We start from the raw sequence: 23,250 nt of genomic DNA, 5'->3' as shown, positions 1-23,250 counted from the left end.
AACAAAAAATAAATATTATAGTTAAATAAAATTTCATAGCTTTTTAGCATTAAATAATGCTTGGGGTTAAAGATATATATTTGATTGTTATTTTCTCAATCCAAAAAGAGATTAACGATACTTTATAATAATTTATAGTTACCTTAACAAAAATTATTCCATAGCAATAATTAAGTAGATTGTTATTATTTTTACACAAACGATTAACAGTTAAAGTTTAGTATTTATGATTGAAGGATTGCAAAGACATTATTCCTATTTATTTGAAGATGCACTTTTAAAAGAGATTAGTGAGATTGGTTCTTATAAAAAAGTTCCTGAAGGGTTTACATTAATTGATATAGGTGATAATATTAAAAGCATGCCGTTAATATTAAGTGGTGCTATTAAAGTAATGCGTGAAGATGAAAACGGAGACGACCTTATACTGTATTTTGTTGAACAAGGCGATACATGTGCTATGACTATAACCTGTTGCATGGGGGAAACCAAGAGCGAAATTAGAGCTGTAGCAGAAACAGATACTAGAATCATAATGATTCCAATAGAAAAAATGCAAGAGTGGATGCATAAATACCCTAGTTGGCAAAGCTTTATTCTTCAAAGCTATCATGAGCGAATGAAAGAACTTCTAGAAGCTATAGATACTATTGCGTTTTTAAAGATGGATGAGCGTCTCTATAAATATCTTAGAGATAAAGCTATGGTTAATAGAGATGACCTTATAAAAACCACACATCAAGAAATTGCTCAAGATTTGCATACATCAAGAGTAGTGGTATCTAGACTATTAAAAAAGCTTGAAAAAGAGAATAAAATAAAACTACATAGAAATAGTATTAAAATAATCGATTTGTAGTTCTATTTTTTTTTTTTTTTTACAGTAACATTTGTTACGTTAAGAAATATTTAATTACTTATTTTGACAAAAATTTTAAAATGGATTTTATATTAGAACCTTGGCCATGGTATGTTGGAGGACCTCTCATAACATTAATCATGTTTTTTCTTTATTATTTTGGAAAGAAGTTTGGAATCTCATCAAATCTTGAATCAATTTGTGCCATGGGTGGTGCAGGAAAACTACATGAATTTTTTGCATTCGATTGGAAAAAAAATAGCTGGAACCTTATGTTTATTGTAGGAACAGTTATAGGAGGTTTTATAGCTTTTAAATTCATGACTCCAGACCAGGCAATACTACTAAACCCTGAAACAGTTACTGATTTAGCAGATATTGGTTTCCAAAATGCAGGCGCACAATATTTACCAGAAGAATTATTTGGGCTTGATGCGTTACTATCCCTAAAAGGTGGTGCAATATTAGTTATTGCTGGTATTTTGGTTGGCTTTGGTGCTAGATATGCTGGAGGTTGTACTTCAGGCCATGCAATTACAGGTTTAAGTAACCTAGAACTCCCTTCTTTAATAGCTGTTATAGGTTTCTTTATTGGAGGATTAATCATGACGTGGCTAATTTTACCATTACTATTCTAATTTCGAACATTATGAAAAATATTAGATTTATTATTTTAGGTATTCTTTTCGGAATTATATTAAGTAAAGCCGAAGTTATTTCGTGGTATCGCATCTACGAAATGTTTAAATTTCAATCATTCCATATGTACGGAATTATTGGGTCAGCAGTAGTTTTAGGAATTATTTTGTTTTCCTTCTTTAAAAAAGGAACCATTAAAAATTACTTAGGAGATAAAATAGAAATAGAACCAAAGAAAAAAGGCTTTTATAGAACCATTATTGGAGGTATTATTTTTGGTTTAGGATGGGGTTTAATAGGCGCATGTCCAGGGCCAATGTTTATATTGCTAGGTAGAGGAGTACTGTCTATTTTAATTGTCATCTTTGGAGGCCTTCTTGGAGTTTTATTGTATCACATTATTAAGCATAAGTTACCACACTAACTTAAAATGATTTTAAATTGAATAGTTAAGTAACCATTGTTACAGTTATTTTACTTAAAGTTAGTTAACTTTGGTAGGTAAGCTTAAACACTAAACTATCCAATTTTTAATAATATGAAGTATGGCTTTATAATTGATAACCGAAAATGTATTGGTTGTCACGCTTGTACCACTGCCTGTAAATCAGAACATGATGTCGCAGTAGGAGTTAACAGAACATACGTTAAACAAGTTGAAAAAGGAGAATTCCCAAATACTAGAAGAATATTTTCCGTAATGCGTTGTAACCATTGTACAGATGCTCCTTGTGTGGAGATTTGTCCAGTTGAAGCATTATATATTCGTGAAGACGGTATTGTAGATTTTGACAACAACCGTTGTATAGGTTGTAAATCATGTATGCAAGGGTGCCCTTATGATGCATTATATATCGACCCAGAAACACATACCGCAGCAAAATGTAATTATTGTGCGCACAGAGTAGAAGTTGGTCGTGAGCCAGCTTGTGTTACTGTATGTCCAGAACATGCCATTATTGCTGGAGATATGCATAATCCTAACACCGAAATTTCTCAATTATTAGCACGACAAGCAGTAAAAGTACGTAAACCAGAAAAAGGAACTAACCCTAATTTATTTTATATAGATGGTGACGAATCATCACTAAACCCAGAAGCAACTGCTAAATCTGGACCAGGTTTATGGAATTCACAAGCTCGTGGTGTAGGTCATTATGCAAAAGCTGCCGAAAAAATGTTGCATACAAATGATGATGTCGATTTATTACAAATGAGCATCGATAATGAAATGCAAGCAGCATATCAAAGAAAAGATAACGAAAACCCCAATTATATTGATGTGCTAAGTGGAAAAGCAAGACGTGTTTACGATACACCAGATAAAGGAATTCTTTGGGGTTGGGAAGTATCAGCATATGTATTTACTAAAGCAATAGCAGCAGGCGCATTTTTAATTCCATTCTTGGCAATTATTTTAGGATACGATGTGTCACCAACAGCAAAATTATGGTCAGCAGGAATTTCATTAGTTGGTTTAGCACTAACAGGACTGTTCTTAGTAATGGATTTAGACAGACCAGACAGGTTTTTAAATGTACTGTTACGTCCACAATGGAATTCATGGTTGGTAAAAGGTGGATATACCATCACAATATTTGGGTTGTTAATAACCCTTTGGGGAGCTAACACATGGTTTAATTTAGGTATTCCTGAAACACCATTATTATGGGTTACAGCAGTCTTTAGTGTATTATTAGCAATTTATACAGCATTTTTATTCGCACAAGCAAAAGGTCGCGATTTTTGGCAAAGCCCAACGTTACCATTACATATGCTAGTGCACAGTATTATGGCTGGTGTTGCTATTTTCGTGTTAGCATCACTAATTTTCGGTAACGAAAATTGGATGTCAATGTTAAAAATAACATTAATAGTTTCTTTAGCAGTAAATTTATTTTCTATGGTTACTGAGCTTACAATTACGCATCCTAGTACAGCAGCTCATACAGTTGTAGAAATGATTATAAAAGGTAGATATAAAAACTTATTCTGGATTGGAGTAGTGTTGGTTGGAAATGTAATACCATTAGCGTTATTACTTTTTGCATCAAGTGCAACTATGTTAACTGTTTCTGCAATTCTGGTATTAATAGGAATATATATAACCGAAAAAATTTGGGTAGAAGCGCCACAACGCATTCCGTTAGCTTAATTTAAAAGAAAAAATCATGGGATATAAAAAGCCATCTTTTATAGAGAATATAGCAGAAAAATTAGGAATAATTCCAAACCTGCACAAAGAAAACTATCAAGAGTTTCAAGACGATATGCGACATTTTTCTGATGAAGAAGTTGCGCAAATGTATGAGAATTTTCCACCTCCTGAAAAATGGGATAATTGGGTAGAATATAATCCTAAAGCTTGGCCTAAAAAGGAAAAAACAACGTATCAAATTGTACCAACAACATGCTTTAATTGTGAAAGCGCATGTGGTCTTACAGCGTTTATTGATAAAGAAAGTGGTGAAGTAAAAAAGTTTGAAGGAAACCCACAACATCCAGGAAGTAGAGGGCGAAATTGTGCAAAAGGACCAGCTACTATTAATCAAATTACAGACCCTGATAGAATATTATTTCCACTTAAACGAAAAGGAAAAAGAGGGGATGGCGAATGGGAGCGCGTTTCTTGGGATGAGGTTTTAGATATCATTGCAGCTAGAATCAGAAAAGCGATAAAAGAAGATAGGCATAACGAAATTGCTTATCATGTAGGACGACCTGGTCACGAAAAATTTATGAACTGGATTCTTCAAGGTTGGGGAATAGATGGACATAACTCACATACTAATATTTGCTCATCTGGAGCACGATTTGGTTATAATTTGTGGTACGGTTACGACCGACCATCACCAGACCATTCTAATGCAAAATTCATTTTATTGGTGTCAGCTCATTTAGAATCTGGACATTATTTCAATCCACATGCACAACGTATTATTGAAGGAAAAATGAAAGGGGCTAAGTTAGCTACCATGGATCCTCGTTTATCTAATACAGCGTCCATGTCAGATTATTGGTTACCATCGTATCCTGGTACAGAAGCAGCTGTGTTATTAGCAATGGCTTTAATTATTCTTCAGGAAGGTTTATATAATAGAGAATATCTTGAAAACTGGACAAATTGGAAAGAATACCTTAAAGCAAGACATTCTGATAAAGAGATTACTTTCGAGAATTATATAGCTGCAATGATTGAAGAATATAAGGAATTCACTCCTGAATTTGCAGAGAAAGAATCAGGTGTAAAAGCAGATATGATTATAGACATTGCTCGTCAAATTGGTGAAGCAGGCGAACGCTTTGCATCACACAACTGGAGAGCAGCTGGTGCATCTAACCTTGGTGGTTGGTGTGTGGCTAGAGCGTTACACTTCTTAACAGTTTTAACTGGAGCAGTTGGAGCAAAAGGAGGAACATCGCCTAATTCATGGAATAAATTTAAGCCAACACAGCCTAATCCGCCAGCACCTCAAAAAAAATGGAACGAGTTACATTTTCCTAAAGAATATCCTTTAGCATTTTTTGAAATGAGTCAGTTATTACCACATTTCTTAAAGGAAGGAAGAGGTAAAATGGACGTGTATTTTTCAAGAGTGTTTAATCCAGTTTGGACTTATCCTGACGGATTTACGTGGATGGAAACCTTGGCAGATGAATCTAAATTCGGCATACATGCAGCCTTAACACCTACATGGAATGAAACAGCTTTTTATGCAGATTTTGTATTGCCAATGGGGTTGGCTTCAGAAAGACATGACTTGAATAGTTATGCAACTCATGGAGGAACATGGGTAGCATTCCGTCAGCCAGTTTTAAGAGAAGCAGCACGACGCAACGGTAAACCTGTTGAATTCACGTATCAGGCTAACCCAGGAGAAGTTTGGGAAGAAGACGAATTCTGGATTGAATTAAGCTGGAGAATAGATCCTGACGGAAGTATGGGAATTAGAAAAACGTTTGAATCGCCATATAGACCTGGAGAAAAAATTACTATAGACGAATATTATCAGTATATTTTTGAACGTGTAAAAGGCTTACCAGAAGCAGCTAAAGCTGATGGATTTACAGGACAGTTTGCTGAACTAGAATACATGAAAAAATATGGAGCTTTCGAAATTGAAAAGGGAGAATCATATAAAGTCAACGAAAATGAATTGACAGAAGAACAGCTGAAAGGCTCTAAAGTAGATCCAGAAACCGATGTCATTACTAAAGATGGTAAAGCTATTGGTGTAATGGTTAACGGAAAAGCTTGTGTGGGATTTCCAACACCATCTCGTAAAAATGAGTTTTACTCGCAAACCATGGTAGATTGGAAATGGCCTGAATATGCAACACCTACCTATATTAAAAGTCATATTCACAATGAAGTACTAGATAAATCTAAAGGTGAATATGTGTTAGTTCCAACATTTAGGTTGCCAACTTTAATTCACTCGCGTTCTGGAAATGCTAAGTGGCTAGTAGAAATTTCAAATAGAAACCCAATTTGGATGCATCCTGATGATGCTGCAAAATGGGGATTTAAAACTGGAGATTTAGTTAAAATGAATACAGATATTGGTTATTTTATCGATAAAGTATGGGTTACACAATCTATGAAACCGGGAGTTGTGGCTTGTTCACACCATATAGGACGATGGAGACGCCCACAGGATAAAATAGGAAATCGTTGGGCAACCAATACAGTAAATATTGAAAACGATGGAAATGGAGGTTGGAAAATGAACACTATTTCTGGAGTAAAACCTTTTGAATCTAGCGATAGTGATTCTAAACGAATTTTCTGGAAAGATGGAGGTGTACACCAAAATATCACACACGCTGTACATCCTGACCCAATTAGTGGTATGCATTGTTGGCATCAACGTGTTAGAATCGAAGTACCAGGAAAAGATGAAAAATATGGCGATATTTACGTAGATACTAATAAATCTCACGAAGTATATAAAGAGTGGTTGGCTATGACAAGACCAGCTCCTGGACCAAATGGAGAAAGAAGACCATTATGGTTTAATAGAGCCTTTACACCAGACAAATCTGAAGGAGGATGTTATTACATCCCAAAAGAAGAAAAGTAAATTAAACAACATTCCCGCTTTTGCGGGAATTGTGTTTTTTAGAAAATAATTAATATAAATTAATATATGCTTAAGAAAGTTTTTCCATTTCTTACTTGGTTGCCAACTGCAAAACACACACTAAAGGACGATATAATAGCAGGTATAACAGGAACTATAATCGTTATTCCACAAGCTGTTGCATTTGCTATGATTGCTGGTTTGCCACCAATTTATGGTTTTTACACAGCCATGATTACTCCAATTATTGCAGCATTATTTGGATCTTCGTACCATTTAATTTCTGGACCAACCACAGCTATTTCAATAGTTGTATATTCTACATTAATAAAGTTTGTAAATCCAGAAACGGACTTAGAAGGTTTTGTGTCTTTAGCATTAGTGTTAACGTTCCTTGCAGGTTTTTTTCAGTTTGTAATGGGTTTATTACGAATGGGAAAATTGGTAAATTTTGTATCACATTCTGTAATCATTGGCTTTACAGCTGGCGCAGGAATACTCATAGCTTTTAAACAGTTAAAGCATGTTTTTGGAATAGAAATCCCTCAAGGAAGCTCAATTGTTGAGATTGTATCATACATTGCAAGCCATATTTCTGATACCAATTGGTATGTATTTATTGTAGCAACAGGAACGTTGCTAATTGCATTAATAATTAAGTTATTTATAAAACCTTTGTCAAGATATTACATGTTATTAGCAATGGTTTTAGGGAGTGCTTTGGCAATTTTTTTAGGAGGTGATACAAATGGAATTGAAACTGTTGGAAATATACCTTCAAATTTACCTCCATTTCAAGTCCCAAATTTTACTTTAAATAATATAAAGTTATTGAGTTCTGGCGCAATGGTTTTAGCCTTGTTAGGTTTAATTGAAGCTGTTGCTATTGGCAGAGCTATAGCGTTACATACACATCAAAAAATTGACGGAAATCAAGAGTTTATAGGTCAGGGTTTATCAAATATGGTGGCTAGTTTTTTCTCGAGTTATGCTGGTTCAGGATCGTTTACAAGGTCTGGTGTTAATCACCAAGCAGGAGCAAGAACACCAATGTCCGCTATTTTTGCTTCCGTATTTTTAATGGTTGTTCTGTTATTGTTTGCTAAGTATGCATCCTTTTTACCAAAGGCAGCCATGGGTGGAATAATTTTACTAGTAGGTTACAATCTAATAGACTTTCATCATATAAAACAAGTGTATAAAGCAAGCGGAAGAGAGTTAATTGTATTATTTATCACTTTATTTGGCACCTTGTTTTTCGATTTAGAATTTGCGTTGTTGGCAGGTATTTTAACTTCGTTTTTCTTTTACATGGAAAGAACTTCAAAACCTAATATTGCAGTTTTGGGAGCAGATAAAAACAAGCGACTTGTTAACATAATTAGAGATGACGAAACTAAAGAGTGTTCTAACTTAAAGATTGTTCGTATAGATGGATCATTGTATTTTGGATCAATTGAAAAGATATCCAACTATTTTTCTAAACTATATGATGACAATAAAATCCAGTATATTTTAATAGCTGCTGATGGTATTAATTTTATTGATCTAGCTGCTGCCGAATGGTTAACAAACGAAATAAAAAAATGGCAAAAAAATAGAGGAGGAATTTATTTTGCAGGCTTAAAGTTAGTCAGTCAGGATATTTTACAAAAAGGAGGTTTTGTAGATAAAATAGGCAACAATATTTTCTTTGATGAAAAGAAAAAAGCTATTCATGAAATTCACAAAAAAATAAATAAACCTTGTCTAGAAAAGGTTTTTGATGAATGTAAAACCAAATAGTAGCACAATCATTGTAATTCTAGTTACATATTTTCCTCTAACTTATACTATCTTTGTTTTGGCAAAATACGTGTATGAATTTAAAATCTATTCTACCAATTTTAGATTGGCTACCTAACTATAAAAAAGACTGGTTAAAAGGAGATATTAGTGCTGGAATAACTGTAGGCGTAATGTTAGTACCTCAAGGTATAGCCTATGCTATGATAGCTGGTTTACCACCTATTTATGGTTTATATACTGCATTGATTCCTCAAATTATTTACGCCATTTTTGGAACTTCAAGGCAATTATCTGTTGGTCCAGTAGCTATGGATTCTTTAATTGTAGCTTCGGGAGTTGCGGCTTTAGCTGAAATTGGAACACAAAATTTTATTGAGTTTGCCATATTGTTAGCCTTTATGATGGGTGTTTTGCAAGTGGCCTTTGGTGTTTTTAGATTAGGTTTTTTGGTTAACTTTTTATCTAGACCAGTTATTAGTGGTTTTACATCAGCTGCTGCACTAATAATAGGTATAAACCAATTTAAGCATCTATTTGGTATAGATATTGGCAGAAGCAATAAAATACAAGTGTTGTTAAAAGACACATTCAGTCAGATTCAAGACAGCAACTTAATTACTACAACAATAGGGATTATATCTATTATTATTTTGGTGTATCTTAAGAAAAAGTTTAAAAAAACACCAGCAGCTCTAGTTGTTGTGGTTCTAGGTTTGCTAGCAGTAAAGCTTTTTAATTTAGATCAATTTGGAGTACAAATTGTAGGAAGTGTACCAGAGGGTTTACCTAGCTTTAAAATGCCGTCATTTAGTAAAGAGATTATTATAAACTTAGCTCCTGTAGCACTTACTTTATCTTTTGTAGGTTTTTTAGAAGCTGTATCTGTAGCCAGAGCTATTGAAACAAAGCATACAGAATATAAAGTAGTGCCTAACCAAGAGTTAGTGGCTCTTGGACTTTCTAATATGATAGGCTCTTTTTTTCAATCATATCCTGCTACAGGAGGTTTTTCCAGAACAGCAGTCAACGACCAAGCTAACGCTAAAACACATTTGGCATCATTGATTTCGGCTTCTGTAATAGGTTTAACACTACTTTTTTTAACACCAGTATTTTATTATTTGCCTAAAGCTGTTTTAGCAGCAATAATTATTGTAGCAGTATTTGGATTGTTGGATTTTAGAGTACCAAAACAATTATTAACCTATGCTAAAAGAGACCTAGTAATTTTAAACATAACGTTGATTATTACTGCAATGGTTGGTATTACCGAAGGTATTATTAGTGGTGTGCTATTATCTTTAGGAATGTTAATTTATAAAAGCACTAAACCACATATTGCCATTTTAGGAAACGTACCTAATACTCACTTTTATAGAAACAGAAAGCGATTTAAAGATGTTATTATTCATGAAAACATTCTAATAGTGCGTTTTGATGCACAATTACATTTTGCAAACACATCCTATTTTAAAAATAAATTGCAAGAGTTTTGTAGATATAAAGGTAGTAAGCTTAAGTTTTTAATCATTGATGGTGAAAGCTTTAATAGTTTAGATAGTAGTGCTTTATTTGCTTTAAACGAAATTTATACGTATTTTAAGGATAGACAAGTACAGCTAGCTTTTACAGGTTTAAAAGGTCCTGTTAGGGATAAAATGGTGAAATCTGGCTTAATGAAAAAAATTGGAGAAGAGTACTTTTTTATGAGTGTTCAAGATGCTGTAGATTACTATGAAACAGGCTTAAAAGAAGATACTAAGTTTTACAAATATACCAATCAAGCAAATGAATAGCTTAAAATTACTTTTGTAACCCTAGTTACATTTAAAGGACTAATTTTAGCTAAATTGCACTAAATAATTATGAATCAATAAAATATAAAAACATGAAAGTAGAACAACTGTTTACTGGATGCCTAGCTGAAATGGCTTATTACATTGAGTCTAATGGAGAGGCAGCTATTATTGATCCTTTAAGAGAAACGGAACCTTATATTAGAATGGCAGAAGCTGATGATGCTAAAATAAAGTACATTTTTCTAACTCACTTTCACGCCGATTTCGTGTCTGGACAGTATGATTTAGCTCAAAAAACTGGTGCAAAAATTATTTTTGGACCAAATGCAACTGCTGAATACGAGATATATAATGGTAAAGATGGAGAAGAATTTCCTTTAGGTGGAGGTAAAATAACATTATTACATACACCAGGGCATACTATGGAGTCATCTTCATATTTAATTACAGATGAAGAAGGAAATACACCTTACGTTTGTACTGGAGACTGCTTGTTTATTGGAGACGTAGGCCGTCCAGATTTAGCTGTTAAACAAGGCACATTAACTGAAAAAGATTTGGCAGGACATTTATACGATTCTTTAAGAAACAAAATAATGACGTTGCCAGACGATATTATTGTATATCCAAATCACGGTGCTGGATCGGCTTGTGGTAAAAACATGAGTAGTGAAACTTTTGATACTCTTGGTAACCAAAAGAAAACAAACTATGCGCTTAGAGCCGATATGACAAAAGAAGAATTTATTGAAGAAGTGACAACAGGTTTAAAACCACCACCACAATATTTTCCAAATAATGTACGCATGAACAAATCTGTTAATACTAGTATAGACGAAGTATTACATAGAGGTACTACACCACTTGATTCTGCGACTTTTAAAGAAATGAGCGAACAAAAAGATGTGCTTGTAATAGACACGCGCTCTAAAGAATCTTATACCGAAGATGGTACAGTTCCAGGAGCTTGGTATATTGGTATTGATGGTAGTTTTGCACCTTGGGTAGGCGCATTAATAAAAGATATTAATCAGAAAATAATCTTTATTGCAGACGATGAGTTACGTGTAAACGAAATAGTAACACGTTTTTCTAGAGTAGGTTACGACAATACTTTAGGATATTTAAATGGAGGAATCCAAGATTGGAAAGCTCAAGGGTATGAAGTAGATAAAATTGGTTCTATTTCTGCACACGTGTTTGCAGAAAAATTGGCAAAAGGAGAAATGGAAAAACCAGTTGACGTTCGTAAAGAGTCTGAATATCTATCAGAGCATGTAAAAGGTGTAGAAAACTTTCCATTAGATTTTATACATCAAAACTTTGCTGAAATAGATACAGATAAGGAATATTTCTTGCATTGTGCAAGTGGATACCGTTCGTTAGTAGCAGCCTCTATTTTTAAAGCAAATGGTGTTGATAAAGTTACTGATGTAAGAGGAGGGTTTAAAGATTTAAAAGAAACAGATGCTCCAATGACAGATTATGTTTGTCCAACAACATTACTTTAAGATTTAATAAGTTATTTTAATAGAAGGAGCAGCTTTTTAGCTGCTTCTTTTTTTATAGCTATGTGTAACTAATGTTACCTCATAATTTGCTTTTTAGTATTACCTTAGAGGTTGATTCTTATAAGATTATAGAATAAAAAGACTACACATGAAAAGTATTATAAAAATCCTAATAGTTACAATAGTATTATTGATTCTAGCGACACTTTTTTTCAGTATGATAAAATCAAAATCTAATTATACTGCTGTTGCAATAATTGAAAACAATGAGCATCTAGGAAAAAAATTAATGGAAACCCATTGCTATGCTTGTCATAACCCAACTACTTCTCACGAAAATAGACTAGCACCTCCAATGGTTGCTGTGAAAAAGCATTACAAAAGTGTTAACACTAGTAAAGAAGAATTTGTAAGCGCATTAAAAAAATGGGTTGAAGCACCAAGTGAAAAATTATCAAAAATGCCTGGAGCTGTTAGAAAGTTTGGAATCATGCCATATGCTCCATATAAAGCTGAAGATATAGAGCTTATAGCAGATTATATATTTGATAATGATATTGAACAACCAGAATGGTTTCAAGAGCATTACCAGCAAGAGCATGGAAAGGGTATGGGAAAAGGAAAAAATAAAAATTAATGAGTTCTTTTAAAGAAATAATAAGCAAAGATATTCCTGTATTAGTCGATTTTTACGCTGAATGGTGTGGTCCATGCAAGGTAATGGAATCAAAACTAAAAGAGGTAAAAGGCGAGCTTAAAGAAGCTATCTCAATTATTAAAATTAATGTAGATACTAATTCTCAATTGGCAGCAAAATATCAAGTAAGAGGTGTTCCAACATTTATTTTATTTAAAAATGGTAAGCAATTATGGCGGCAATCTGGAATAATCGATAAAAATGAGTTAATAAACATAATTTATAAGTTTAGTTAGTATAAATTTTTAATGTTCTACTTGTTTATTAATTTAAAGGGCAGCTGTAAAGTTGCCTTTTTTTGTAACTAAGGTTACAGATGTTGTAGAAAATTGAAGCTAACTTTAGTGTCTTAATAATCAAAGTACTAACTAATATTAAAATTCATGAAAACTCATTATCAAGTATTAATAATTGGAGGAGGAACAGCAGGAATTATGGTTGCCTCTCAATTAAAGCGAAAGAACTCAAGTTTAGAAATTGGTTTAATTGAGCCCTCCGATAAACATTATTACCAACCAGCTTGGACATTAGTTGGAGCCAATACGTATAAATTTAGCGACACTGTTAAACCAATGGCTTCGTTAATCCCAAAAGGAGTAGAATGGATAAAGGAGTTTGCTGATGTTTTTAAACCAGAAAGTAATACTGTAGTTACCAAAAAAAGTAATGAGTTTACTTACGATTATTTAGTTGTAGTACCAGGGTTAAAAATAGCACCTGAGTTAGTAGAAGGGCTTCCCGAAGCAATAGATAAAGGAGTAGTTTGTAGTAATTATACAGATCCAAATCATACTTGGGAGACTTTAAAGAATTTTAACGGAGGAACAGCGTTGTTTACTCAGCCAACTACACCTATTAAGTGTGGTGGAGCACCTCAAAAAATAATGTACTTAGCAGATGATTATTTTAGAAAAAAGGGAGTTAGAAAAAACACAGATATTGTGTTTGCTTTACCTAGCGGCTCTATTTTTGGAGTAAAAGTTATTGCTGATACACTCATGAATGTGGTTGACAGAAAAGATATTAATGTACGATTCTTTCATAAGTTGGTAAAGGTAGATGCAGATAAAAAAATTGCATGGTACGAAATAGATAAAGACCTAACAGCTGGAGGTTGTGTAACCATTGCTGATGGTGATGTGGCTTCGTTAGATAGAGATATTCAATATAACTATAAAGATGTAAAAGTAACTAGAGAAGGAGACCGATTTGGAATTCATTTTGATATGATGCATTTAGCACCACCTCAATGTGCGCCTGATTTTATAAAAAACTCACCATTAGCTGCTGAGACAGGTTGGGTTTCGGTAAACCCAAAAACAACACAGCATACTAAGTATCTAAATATTTTTAGTCTAGGAGACGTCTCAAATTTACCAACTTCTAAAACTGGAGCAGCTATTAGAAAACAAGTGCCAGTAACAGTAGCAAATATTTTAAAAATGATTGAAGCTAATGCAATATCATCAAAAGAATACAATGGTTATACATCTTGTCCTTTGGTTACAGGTTACGGAAAAATGGTATTAGCCGAGTTTGACTACGAAAAGAATTTTGAACCAGATCCTAAACTTAAAAAGTTCCCTATGATGATTAACGATTCTTCAAAAGAACATTGGAGATTATGGATGCTTAAAAAATATGGATTGCCATACTTATATTGGAATAAAATGATGAAGGGAATAGAGGTTTAGATACTATGTAACCAATGTTACGAGTGTTTCTTACTTATTTAAGTACTTTTACAAAGCAAGAAGTTAGCTTTTTTGCACCAGATCAGCTTAAATAAGACTTCGTCTAATTTTAGTGTTGATTAATAGCAAGCCCAAGGTTTCTTGGGCTTTTTTTTGTGATAAAAGTCATAAAATATTTAATTCATTAACTATATTTTTGATAAACAATGAAAATACTTTTAAATATGATAAATAGTAGTATCGCTTTATACGATTGGAACAACGGTGTTATTATGATGGCTGTTTTTGGATTAGCCTGTTTAATTTTAATTGTTGCACTAATTTCTTTTATGAGCAGTGGAAAAAAGAATAAAGATTAGAAATAAATTAAATTAGTAAAAAAAAAGAGGACAATTAATTTGCCCTCTTTTTTTATTAAAACTTATACTGTAAAAACGCGGTTAAGTTTCTTCCAGGTTCGTTAATAGGAACTCTGTTAAACCCTGTTTGATTTGTAAATGAAAAGCTCAAATGATCGTTGTATGTTTGATCAAAAACATTAGTAGCAGCTAAACCTATAGTAATATTTTTAGTAGGCTTTAGTCCCAAGCGAATATCTAATGTTTCATACCCTTTTGTATATGTTTCTCCAAAGGTTTCAGCAATGTTATCTTGCTTAGATACTAAATTAAATGTTGCATTAGCCCAATATGTTTTCTTCTCAAAACCTAAACCAAGTTTAGTTGTAAGAGGTGGAGTAAGAGGTAATGACTCGTTTAAGTCTTTGTTTTTTGCATATACATAAGAAATGTCGGTTTTAAAATAGAAGTTGTCTAAAAAATCAATTTTCATTTCGGCTTCAAATCCTGTTTTATAGGCTTTATCCATATTTCTAAACACCTTTGGATGTCTTGGTTCTTGCATTGGCATATAGAGTCTGTTAAGTGATTCATCTACAACACCAACAATGTAGTTTTCATAAAAAGCATAATAAAATGAAGCTGAATAAGCAAACTTATTAAAGCTATTAGTTAAATCTTTTTTTCCTTTAAATCCAACTTCAAATTGATTGTTTACTTCAGCTTTTAAGTTAGGATTTCCCACATACTCATAAGGATCTTGTCCAACGGTAAAGTGGTTTATAAAACGCTCTATCATATTTGCCGATCTTACACCTCTACCATAAGCAGCTTCTAATGTAAAATCCGGGGAAATTACTTTTTTAACAGATACGGTTCCACTAATATTGCCTTCGGTACGTCTGCCTAAATCGTACATTGTTTCAAAATTGTCGGCAGGATCTTTAATATTACTTATTACCATATTATAACGAAGCCCAAAATTAAAAATGGTTGAATTGCTCGCAAACCATTTAGCTTCGGTAAATACACCTAAATCAGCTATGTTGGAGTCTTGCCAAACCTTATCTGTAAAAGACATAGGCATAGGCATTGGCATACCGTTCATCATTTTTACTAAGCGTTCTCTATTACCATCCCTACCAATATAAGTGGCATCTAAGCCACTATAAAATTGCCAGTTTTCATTAGGCACAACTTTTAGTTCTAATTTACCACCAATAGTAGTGGCCTCTACCGCAGATGCTGCCTCAACCATCATGAAGTTAGGTCTATTAGCATTGGTCATTAAGTGATCTACATAACTATAATAGACTTTGGTACTTAAGCTTTTTAATTTGCTGTTTTCAAATTCCTTTTTATAATCTAACGATAGGATGCTGCTATTGTCATAATCAGTATCCATAGGCAACGCAGCATGTAAAACATCTCTACCAAAAGATTGGCGCCAATGCGCTTGAATACGTTCTCTTTCTGAAAAATTATAGCCAAATTTTATACCATAATCGGTACTTCTAAATGATGACGGAATTTCTTTATCGGAGCCATCTTCATAGCTCCCAAAATCTTTATAGCCTGCATTTGCAGTAAGATCGTATGTTTTAGTGGCATATTTTAAGGCAACCATATTAGAAAAAGAGCTTCCATTGTCTTCATAACCTACAGAGGCATTTCCATGAAAACCATAATCATCTACTCCTGGTTTTTTAGTAACTATGTTAATGACACCACCAAAAGTAGTACCATACCTTACTGTGTAAGGGCCTTTAATTATTTCAATTTTGGCAATTTCTTCTGGAATAATATGTGTGGTTATAGGATCCATTCTATTAGGACATGCATGCATTGCTTTTGTACCTCCATCATACTGAACATTTAACTGCTCATAATTTGAGGCTCTAAAAGAAGGGTCAATAGCATAATTACCTCTTTTAATTGTTGAAAACCCAGTTATATTTTTAAATAAGTCGGCAACATTTTTTGGTTGCACAACATTCTCTTCATATTTATTGGAGACTTTAGAGTGTGTTGGATCTGTTTTAACATTTCCGACAATAATAACTTCATTTAACTTAACTGTTTTTTGAGTTGTGGTATCTTTTTCTTTCTTGTTTTGAGCAAAAGATACAGTTGAGATTAGTACGCACAAGAGCATACCATATATTTTTCTCATAATTTAAATGTTTAAATTTTTTTAAATTTAATAGTGATGTTTGGTAATTAATTTACCTAAAGACTTGTGTTATGAGAAGACTATTTGAGGAGGATGAAAACAGTCTGATAGATTTTGATAGCTGTAAAAATTTTGATAATTATAATTTTGAAATACAACTACTAAATCTTTTGTAAATACATATGTAATTATGTTTTCTTTATAAAGTAGTATGTCCTTAAAATTAATAATGTTTGGAGCGTTTTTATTTTCACTTGAACTGGATTTAGCAGCTTTCATTAATTGACATTTACCGTTACATTGTAATTCGGGTTTGTCAATATTTTCACATAAATTTTCAATAAAGCCTATAGGATCCAACTCATAGTATGCAAATGTCAAAGACACTTTCATACTGTTAAAAAGTATTAGTGTGGATAAAATATACGATAATATAATAAGGCCATATTTCACATGGCAAAGATATTTTAGATATTCTTAATTGTAACTGATTTTTGTCACTTTTTTAAATTATAGGTGTTGTTTTGTAACATTTGTTACATGTCTGCGTCAAACAGGTAATCAATCAAAAATATTAATCATGAAAACAGACGAATATATAACAATGAGAGAAGACAAACAGCTTATAGTGCTAACACATTTAAGTCAGTTAATTACCTTAGCTGTAGGGTTTGGAAGTTTGTTATTGCCATTAATTTTATGGCTTGTTAATAAAGAGCGTGTGTATGATATGGATGGCCACGGCAAAAACATTATTAACTTTCAATTAAGTATTTTAGTATATTCCCTTATTTGTATTCCATTAATATTGTTGTTAGGATTAGGGATTTTAGGCTTAATAATATTAGGCATTATTTCTGTAGTGTTTCCAATTATTAATGCTATTAAAGCTAGTAATGGCGAAACCCCAAGTTATCCAATGTCTATTCAGTTTATTAAATAATATAAAAGCTCATTATCTCTTAGTTTTATTAGTTAGTTAGTTTATTTTCGAGATAATAAAAAAGCTCACCATTTGGTGAGCTTTTGTTTATGTTTTATTTATTCTTCTTAAAACCTTAATTGTTTAACATCACAGGCATCACTAGCATCGTTACATTTTCACCTTCATCTAACCCATCAATTGGTGTTAAAATTCCTGCTCTGTTTGGTAAACTCATTTCTAGTTGTACCTCACTAGCGCTAAGATTACTAAGCATTTCGGTTAAGAAACGTGAGTTAAACCCTATTTGCATATCATCGCCTTGATAATCGCAAGTTAGACGTTCTTCAGCCTTGTTACTGTAGTCAATATCTTCAGCAGAAATATTTAATTCGGCACCTGCAATTTTTAAACGTATTTGATGTGTGGTTTTATTTGAGAAAATAGACACACGTTTTACAGAGTTTAAAAACTGTGTTCTGTCTATAGTTAACTTATTAGGATTTTCCTTAGGAATTACTGCTTCGTAATTAGGGTATTTTCCATCAATTAAGCGACAAATCAGTACAGAGCTATCAAAAGTAAACTTTGCGTTAGAATCGTTATATTCAATCAACACATCTTCGTCAGTCCCAGCTAAAATTCCCTTTAAAAGATTTAAAGGCTTTTTAGGCATAATAAATTCAGCTGTTTCGTTTGCAGATACATCACTACGTGAATACTTAACCAATTTATGAGCATCAGTAGCTACAAAGGTTAGACTATCTGTTGAAAATTGAAAGAACACACCACTCATTACAGGTCGTAAATCGTCATTTCCAGCTGCAAAAATAGTTTTAGAAATTGCAGTTGATAATACATCACCAGATAGTGTTGTAGCACTAGGGTTTTCAAGAGCTACTGCTTTTGGAAACTCTTCGCCATTGGCATAAGCTAACGCATATTTACCATGATTTGAGCTAATCTCAATAGTATTGTTGTCTTCAACAATAAAAGTTAATGGTTGCTCAGGAAATGTTTTTAAAGTATCTAGTAATAATTTTGCTGGAATAGCAACACTTCCTGTGCTATCACTTTCAACATTGATGGTTGACGACATGGTTGTCTCTAAATCACTTGCAGAAATTGTTAATTCGGAATTGTTGAGTTCAAACAAAAAATTATCTAAAATCGGTAGGGTGTTAGAGTTATTTATAACGCCTCCTAAAACTTGTAATTGTTTAAGTAAATAAGTACTTGATACTATAAATTTCATGAATATCTTTCGTATAATTAGTTATTACAAATATATCTTATAGCTACCTAAATAAGAAACAAACTTATTAACAACTAGGTAGCGTATTTTTTCTTTCTTATAAAGTTAAAAGCAAAGCCAAAAACACCAAGCAAAACTAGTGGTAATGCGATATTTACAATTTGCCATTTACGTTTTTGGGTACTAATTTTTTCAGGATCCATAAATGCAATGGCTATTTCCTTGGAACGAATGTTTATAAGTCCGTTGTCATCTAATAAATAGTTAATGGCATTTAATAAGAATTCTTTGTTACCATACATACGTCCTGTCCACGCATCAAAGCCTAACTCCAATGGACCACTTCGCCTTAATTCGTTTTTAATAACATCGCCATCAGCAACCACTATCATTTTTGTGGATACGCTAGTTGATTTGTCGTTAGCTAACTGTAACGGTTTTACACGATTGTTATAAACCGAAGTAAACTCACCTTCTAACAGTACTGCAAGGGTTTGGTTTCCGTTATTATAAGTACTTCTATCTGGCTCTTGTGTAATGCTTTCTAGACTTATTTCTTTTGGAACACCAATTAGTTTTGAAAGTGGTGAACTTTTTAATAGAATGGTTTTCTTAACTGAATTTTTTAAAGTGTCTATTTGATTAGCAAAATCAAACTTTACTAAGTTTAAGTTGTTGCCAATTGGGTGTTCGCTATTACCTGAAGCTAAAGGCGAATATTGCCATTGTACAGGTTGAAATTGCGCCTCACTACCTTCACCAATAGCTAACGCAATAGGAGCAGAGTACATGTCGTTTACCAAAACAGGGTTGATTCTTACACCATATTTAAAAAAGAAATCGGTTAAATTTAAATCCCTAACTGTAGCGAAACTCACTCCAGATTCGTTGTAGAGGCTGTCTTTATCCATAGCCACTTTATCAACTAACCATAAACTTTTGCCACCATTCATGGTGTATTGGTCTAACACATATTTTTCTTCTTCAGTAAAGGCTTCAGTAGGCTTTGCGGATACTATAAGGTCAAAATCTTTTAATTGATCCAGTGTTTTTTGAGGGTTGCTAGCAACACTATCTAAGGTAAAAGGTGCAGTTAAATAGTATTGGCCAATGGTTTTTACAAAATCGGCTATATAACGATTGTCTAACTGTTCATTGCCTTTTAGTACAGCCACCTTTTTACTTTTTTGGTGAATCAATTTTTTAAATCCATCTGCAAAAGCATATTCTAGATGTTGGATTGAATTGGCTACTTTCTCTTCATTGGTCGCACCAATATTGTTTTTTAGTAACGGAATTTTTACGGTTTGGTCGTTGTAGCTTGCCAAAGCCCAAGGAAAAATCACCTCTTGTGTGGTCCTGCCATTTTCCTGAACACTTAATTGCATTGGCGTTAACCCTCTTTCAGATAACTGCTGGATGTTTATATTTCTACTGGCTTCATCTGCAATAGGGTTTATAAATGCAAAATTGATATTCTGGTTTGTATTGGTAAACTCTTCTAGCAATTGTTGTGTTTCGGTTTTTAACCGTCTAAATTCTGATGGGAAACCTTTACCTTCTAAAAACACATCTATAATTATAGGAGAACTTACATCTTTTACTAATTGTTTTGAAGCCTCACTTAGTGTATAGCGTTTATCTGATGTTAAGTCGAAACGTTTAAACATCGAGTTTGAAAAGATATTCACTACAAAAAGTCCTAGCAACAATACAGATAGCGTAACCCATTTCTTTTTATTGATACTTTTATTACCAACTTTTACAATGGTTAGCGCAAGAAAAAATATCGTTACACTTACAAAATAAAGCACGTCTCTAGTGTCAATAACACCTCGCCCAATGCTTTTAAAGTGGTAATTCATTCCTAACTGCTCTATAAATGTACTAGTAGAAACATCAGCAATGGCATCAAATCCATAATAAAAGAAGAAACAGATAGCAATGGCTGTTATAAAAGCGACTATTTGATTGTCGGTTAGTATAGAGGCAAAAATACCAATAGATGTATATGCTGCAATTAGAAACAGCAAGCCAAAATAGGAGCCAATGGTACTTCCAGTATCTAAATTACCAATGGGATTTCCTAATTGATAAACCGTGTAAACGTAAATTAAGGTTGGGAGTAAAGCTATAAGAATGAGTACAAAGGCACCTAAGTATTTCCCTAGTACAACATTGGTATGCGAAATGGGCTTAGTCAGTAATAGTTCTAGAGTCCCTTGTTTTTTCTCATCACTAAAACTTCGCATACATACTGCTGGTATTAAAAAAAGTAATATCCAAGGAGCTAAAAAGAAAAAGGACGATAAATCTGCAAACCCATAGTCTAAGACATTGAATTCACTTTTAAAAACCCATAGAAATAATCCATTGGTCAATAAAAATATAGCAATGACTAAATAACCAATTGGTGAGGTAAAAAACGACTGAATTTCTTTTTTAAGTATCGCTAGCATTTAAGTTTTTTTTTAAAATAAGGATGTCTTGATATGATAATACGTTATCTGTTTTTCCTGACCAAGACCCTTCAAGGTATTTTTCTATTCTAAATCCTTTATCCTGAATTAGTTTAAATAAATATTCTTTATCATAAGCAACGTTGGCTTCTTTAACTCTTTCACTCATCAGTGCATAATTCTTCCTTGGATATTTAAAATGTTTATCAGAATTTACCATTAATGCTCTAGAAACATCATCTAAAATAAAAAAAGTCGCCAAGCATCTTTTGTTAGATTTTAATACACGACCAATTTCATTTAAATAGTTGTCAACATCATCTGGTAGCATATGCGTAAATACAGAAGTTAGAAATACAAAATCGAATTCATTGTCTTTATAGGGAAACTTATAGTTACTTGCTTTATCAGTTGTTGATAAATTATAAAGATCATTTTTTAAAGGTATATAAGTAAATTGGAAGTTAGGAAACTTTGACGTAATGTGTTTAGTGCACCAATTAACCCCTTTTTTTACAACATCAAATCCTCTATACGACCCTTTACTATTTAAAAATTTTGTAAATGGAATAGACATGCGTCCAATTCCTGAGCCTATGTCTAATATGGTACTTTCCGGTGTGAAATTTCCATAGGTTTGAAAATGTTTAAAGAACATATCACCAACCTTTAAATAATCCCCAGTTCCAGTATATATCATTCCTTTAGGTGGCACTAATTCATCACGCTTACTAAAAAGATCAGATGGGAGATAAACCAAACGCCTTACAACATATCGTAATGAGACTGGAAGCTTATAATATATGTTTCTAATTAATGACATTAAATTTTTTACGGTAAACTTACAACTTTATCTACACTCCAAGCTTGCGGTTTATCATTAAATAGTGTTTTGGTTTTAGACCAAACGTTTTTAAACAATTCTGAGGTTCTATAATTTTCTAAATCGGTTTCATCATTCCAGTAACTATAGGTGAAAAATATATTTGGTTGGTTTTTATCTTGGTACAATTCTAAAAAAAGACAACCTGGAAAATGTCGTATTGATGTTTTATGAGTTTCAAACACACTTTTAAAGTGTTTTATATTAGCGTCGTCAAAACTCATTTTTACAATTCGTACAAACATATTAATCATTTAAAAAGTTAATAGTTACAGTATCTCTCATAGACAAACCCATGAGTGTTGAAGCACTACCAACAGTTGTGGTGTTGCTCTTGTAGATAGCAATTTCTAAAAATTTTGAAGAGTTAAAAACTACCAGTGCCTTTCCTTCATCATTACGCTTATCTTCTTCTATATCAAAGTTAACAACATCACTATATTTTGAATAAATGGTTTTAAACTTATAATTCCTCGCCGAAATTTCAAAAGCTCTTCCTTTTTGTATGTCCTCAAAAAATTTCTTTCTTATATTGGTGACTACGTTACCATAATTATCAATATAAATAACATTTCCAATAATTTGATTCTTTTCGTCATTAACAAACGGAATCAAATTTTTTATTGGTTTTATAGTATCAATAGTTTTACCAACAACTTCAAGTGTTCCACCTCTAGCTATATGGCAAGCCACTTTTACAAACACATCTAGTACAGGAAAACTTGTTTCAATTTTATCATGAATATTGATTTCTACTATTTTTTCAGGTGCAATCACTGAGCAAATCATACTCATAATACCATTATTGGCACAAATAAAGTAGTGGTCATCAAGTTTTACAGCAATGTGTTTGTTTTCTTGATTTAGTTCAGAATCAATACCTATAACATGAATGGTACCTTTTGGGAAGCTACTATATGCATTTTGAATAATATAAGCGGCTTCTGAAATACTAAAAGGTGACACAGAGTGTGAGATATCAACAATTTTTACTTCTGGTTGTTCACTGTAAATAGCACCTTTAATTGCGCCAGCAAAGTGATCCTTCTCTCCAAAATCTGTTGTTAAAGTTATGATTGCCATTGGCAAATTTGTTGATATTTTCTTAAAGTTATTTGCTATTAATTTTTGTACTTTTGAGACATACAA

At 32.8% G+C, this 23,250-nt stretch carries 20 protein-coding genes; 13 read left to right on the top strand and 7 right to left on the bottom strand.

The window, feature by feature from the left end; genetic code table 11:
• Positions 1-226: 226 nt before the first annotated feature.
• The 12 genes from E5167_RS08630 (at position 227) to E5167_RS15400 (ending at position 14,430) form a co-directional block, all read left to right on the top strand.
• Positions 227-859 carry a Crp/Fnr family transcriptional regulator gene (locus E5167_RS08630; protein ID WP_136843096.1) on the top strand — a complete coding sequence of 211 codons (633 nt, stop codon included), beginning with the start codon at positions 227-229 and terminating at the stop codon, positions 857-859.
• Positions 860-939: 80 nt separating this feature from the next.
• Complete coding sequence (locus E5167_RS08625) at positions 940-1,497, top strand: YeeE/YedE family protein (RefSeq protein ID WP_136843094.1); 558 nt, start codon at positions 940-942, stop codon at positions 1,495-1,497.
• An 11-nt stretch (positions 1,498-1,508) separates the two neighbouring features.
• On the top strand, positions 1,509-1,922 hold the full coding sequence (locus E5167_RS08620) for a DUF6691 family protein (RefSeq protein ID WP_136843092.1): 414 nt from the start codon (positions 1,509-1,511) through the stop codon (positions 1,920-1,922).
• Positions 1,923-2,036: 114 nt separating this feature from the next.
• Positions 2,037-3,653: an NrfD/PsrC family molybdoenzyme membrane anchor subunit gene (nrfD, locus tag E5167_RS08615; RefSeq protein WP_136843090.1), complete on the top strand. Its 1,617-nt coding sequence runs from the start codon at positions 2,037-2,039 to the stop codon at positions 3,651-3,653.
• A 16-nt stretch (positions 3,654-3,669) separates the two neighbouring features.
• On the top strand, positions 3,670-6,582 hold the full coding sequence (locus E5167_RS08610) for a molybdopterin-dependent oxidoreductase (protein ID WP_136843087.1): 2,913 nt from the start codon (positions 3,670-3,672) through the stop codon (positions 6,580-6,582).
• Between the two features lie 66 nt (positions 6,583-6,648).
• Positions 6,649-8,367, top strand: a complete 1,719-nt coding sequence (locus E5167_RS08605; protein WP_136843085.1) for a SulP family inorganic anion transporter — start codon at positions 6,649-6,651, stop codon at positions 8,365-8,367.
• Positions 8,368-8,441: 74 nt separating this feature from the next.
• Complete coding sequence (locus E5167_RS08600; protein ID WP_136843083.1) at positions 8,442-10,166, top strand: SulP family inorganic anion transporter; 1,725 nt, start codon at positions 8,442-8,444, stop codon at positions 10,164-10,166.
• 92 nt (positions 10,167-10,258) lie between these two features.
• Positions 10,259-11,680: an MBL fold metallo-hydrolase gene (locus tag E5167_RS08595; RefSeq protein WP_136843081.1), complete on the top strand. Its 1,422-nt coding sequence runs from the start codon at positions 10,259-10,261 to the stop codon at positions 11,678-11,680.
• A gap of 148 nt (positions 11,681-11,828) precedes the next feature.
• Positions 11,829-12,317, top strand: a complete 489-nt coding sequence (locus E5167_RS08590) for a cytochrome c (protein WP_136843079.1) — start codon at positions 11,829-11,831, stop codon at positions 12,315-12,317.
• Positions 12,317-12,613 (top strand): thioredoxin, encoded by a 297-nt coding sequence (gene trxA, locus E5167_RS08585; RefSeq protein ID WP_136843077.1) that lies wholly within the window; start codon positions 12,317-12,319, stop codon positions 12,611-12,613. Before E5167_RS08590 ends, trxA begins: the two co-directional genes overlap by 1 nt.
• A gap of 147 nt (positions 12,614-12,760) precedes the next feature.
• Positions 12,761-14,071, top strand: coding sequence for an NAD(P)/FAD-dependent oxidoreductase (locus tag E5167_RS08580; protein WP_136843075.1), 1,311 nt, complete (start codon positions 12,761-12,763; stop codon positions 14,069-14,071).
• A gap of 206 nt (positions 14,072-14,277) precedes the next feature.
• A complete protein-coding gene (locus tag E5167_RS15400) occupies positions 14,278-14,430 on the top strand; it encodes a hypothetical protein (RefSeq protein ID WP_169301398.1) in 153 nt (50 codons plus the stop codon).
• A 55-nt stretch (positions 14,431-14,485) separates the two neighbouring features.
• On the opposite strand, the gene E5167_RS08575 is transcribed toward E5167_RS15400, so the two are convergent.
• Together E5167_RS08575 and E5167_RS08570 are read right to left on the bottom strand one after the other, a co-directional pair.
• Positions 14,486-16,582 (bottom strand): TonB-dependent receptor domain-containing protein, encoded by a 2,097-nt coding sequence (locus E5167_RS08575; RefSeq protein WP_239021965.1) that lies wholly within the window; start codon positions 16,580-16,582, stop codon positions 14,486-14,488.
• A 69-nt stretch (positions 16,583-16,651) separates the two neighbouring features.
• Complete coding sequence (locus E5167_RS08570; protein ID WP_136843073.1) at positions 16,652-16,969, bottom strand: hypothetical protein; 318 nt, start codon at positions 16,967-16,969, stop codon at positions 16,652-16,654.
• A gap of 217 nt (positions 16,970-17,186) precedes the next feature.
• Between E5167_RS08570 and E5167_RS08565 the strand changes: the two genes are divergently transcribed.
• Entirely contained in the window at positions 17,187-17,525 is a 339-nt protein-coding gene (locus E5167_RS08565) for a DUF4870 domain-containing protein (protein WP_136843511.1), read from the top strand.
• A 115-nt stretch (positions 17,526-17,640) separates the two neighbouring features.
• Here the strand turns inward: E5167_RS08565 and dnaN are convergent, their stop codons facing one another.
• The 5 genes from dnaN to E5167_RS08540 form a co-directional block, all read right to left on the bottom strand.
• Positions 17,641-18,759 carry a DNA polymerase III subunit beta gene (gene dnaN / locus E5167_RS08560; protein ID WP_136843071.1) on the bottom strand — a complete coding sequence of 373 codons (1,119 nt, stop codon included), beginning with the start codon at positions 18,757-18,759 and terminating at the stop codon, positions 17,641-17,643.
• Between the two features lie 74 nt (positions 18,760-18,833).
• A complete protein-coding gene (gene gldG / locus E5167_RS08555; protein WP_136843069.1) occupies positions 18,834-21,218 on the bottom strand; it encodes a gliding motility-associated ABC transporter substrate-binding protein GldG in 2,385 nt (794 codons plus the stop codon).
• Positions 21,202-22,041, bottom strand: a complete 840-nt coding sequence (locus E5167_RS08550; protein WP_136843067.1) for a class I SAM-dependent methyltransferase — start codon at positions 22,039-22,041, stop codon at positions 21,202-21,204. The genes gldG and E5167_RS08550 overlap by 17 nt, the downstream gene beginning before the upstream one ends.
• 8 nt (positions 22,042-22,049) lie before the next feature.
• Positions 22,050-22,346, bottom strand: coding sequence for a putative quinol monooxygenase (locus tag E5167_RS08545; RefSeq protein ID WP_136843065.1), 297 nt, complete (start codon positions 22,344-22,346; stop codon positions 22,050-22,052).
• A gap of 1 nt (position 22,347) precedes the next feature.
• Positions 22,348-23,184 (bottom strand): SAM hydrolase/SAM-dependent halogenase family protein, encoded by an 837-nt coding sequence (locus E5167_RS08540; RefSeq protein ID WP_136843063.1) that lies wholly within the window; start codon positions 23,182-23,184, stop codon positions 22,348-22,350.
• Positions 23,185-23,250: the final 66 nt, after the last annotated feature.

The sequence above is a fragment of the Pontimicrobium aquaticum genome (assembly GCF_005047595.1).
Classification (GTDB): domain Bacteria; phylum Bacteroidota; class Bacteroidia; order Flavobacteriales; family Flavobacteriaceae; genus Pontimicrobium; species Pontimicrobium aquaticum.
The sequence above is the reverse complement of the archived record's forward strand: the minus strand, read 5'-3'. Positions and strand labels throughout refer to the sequence as shown.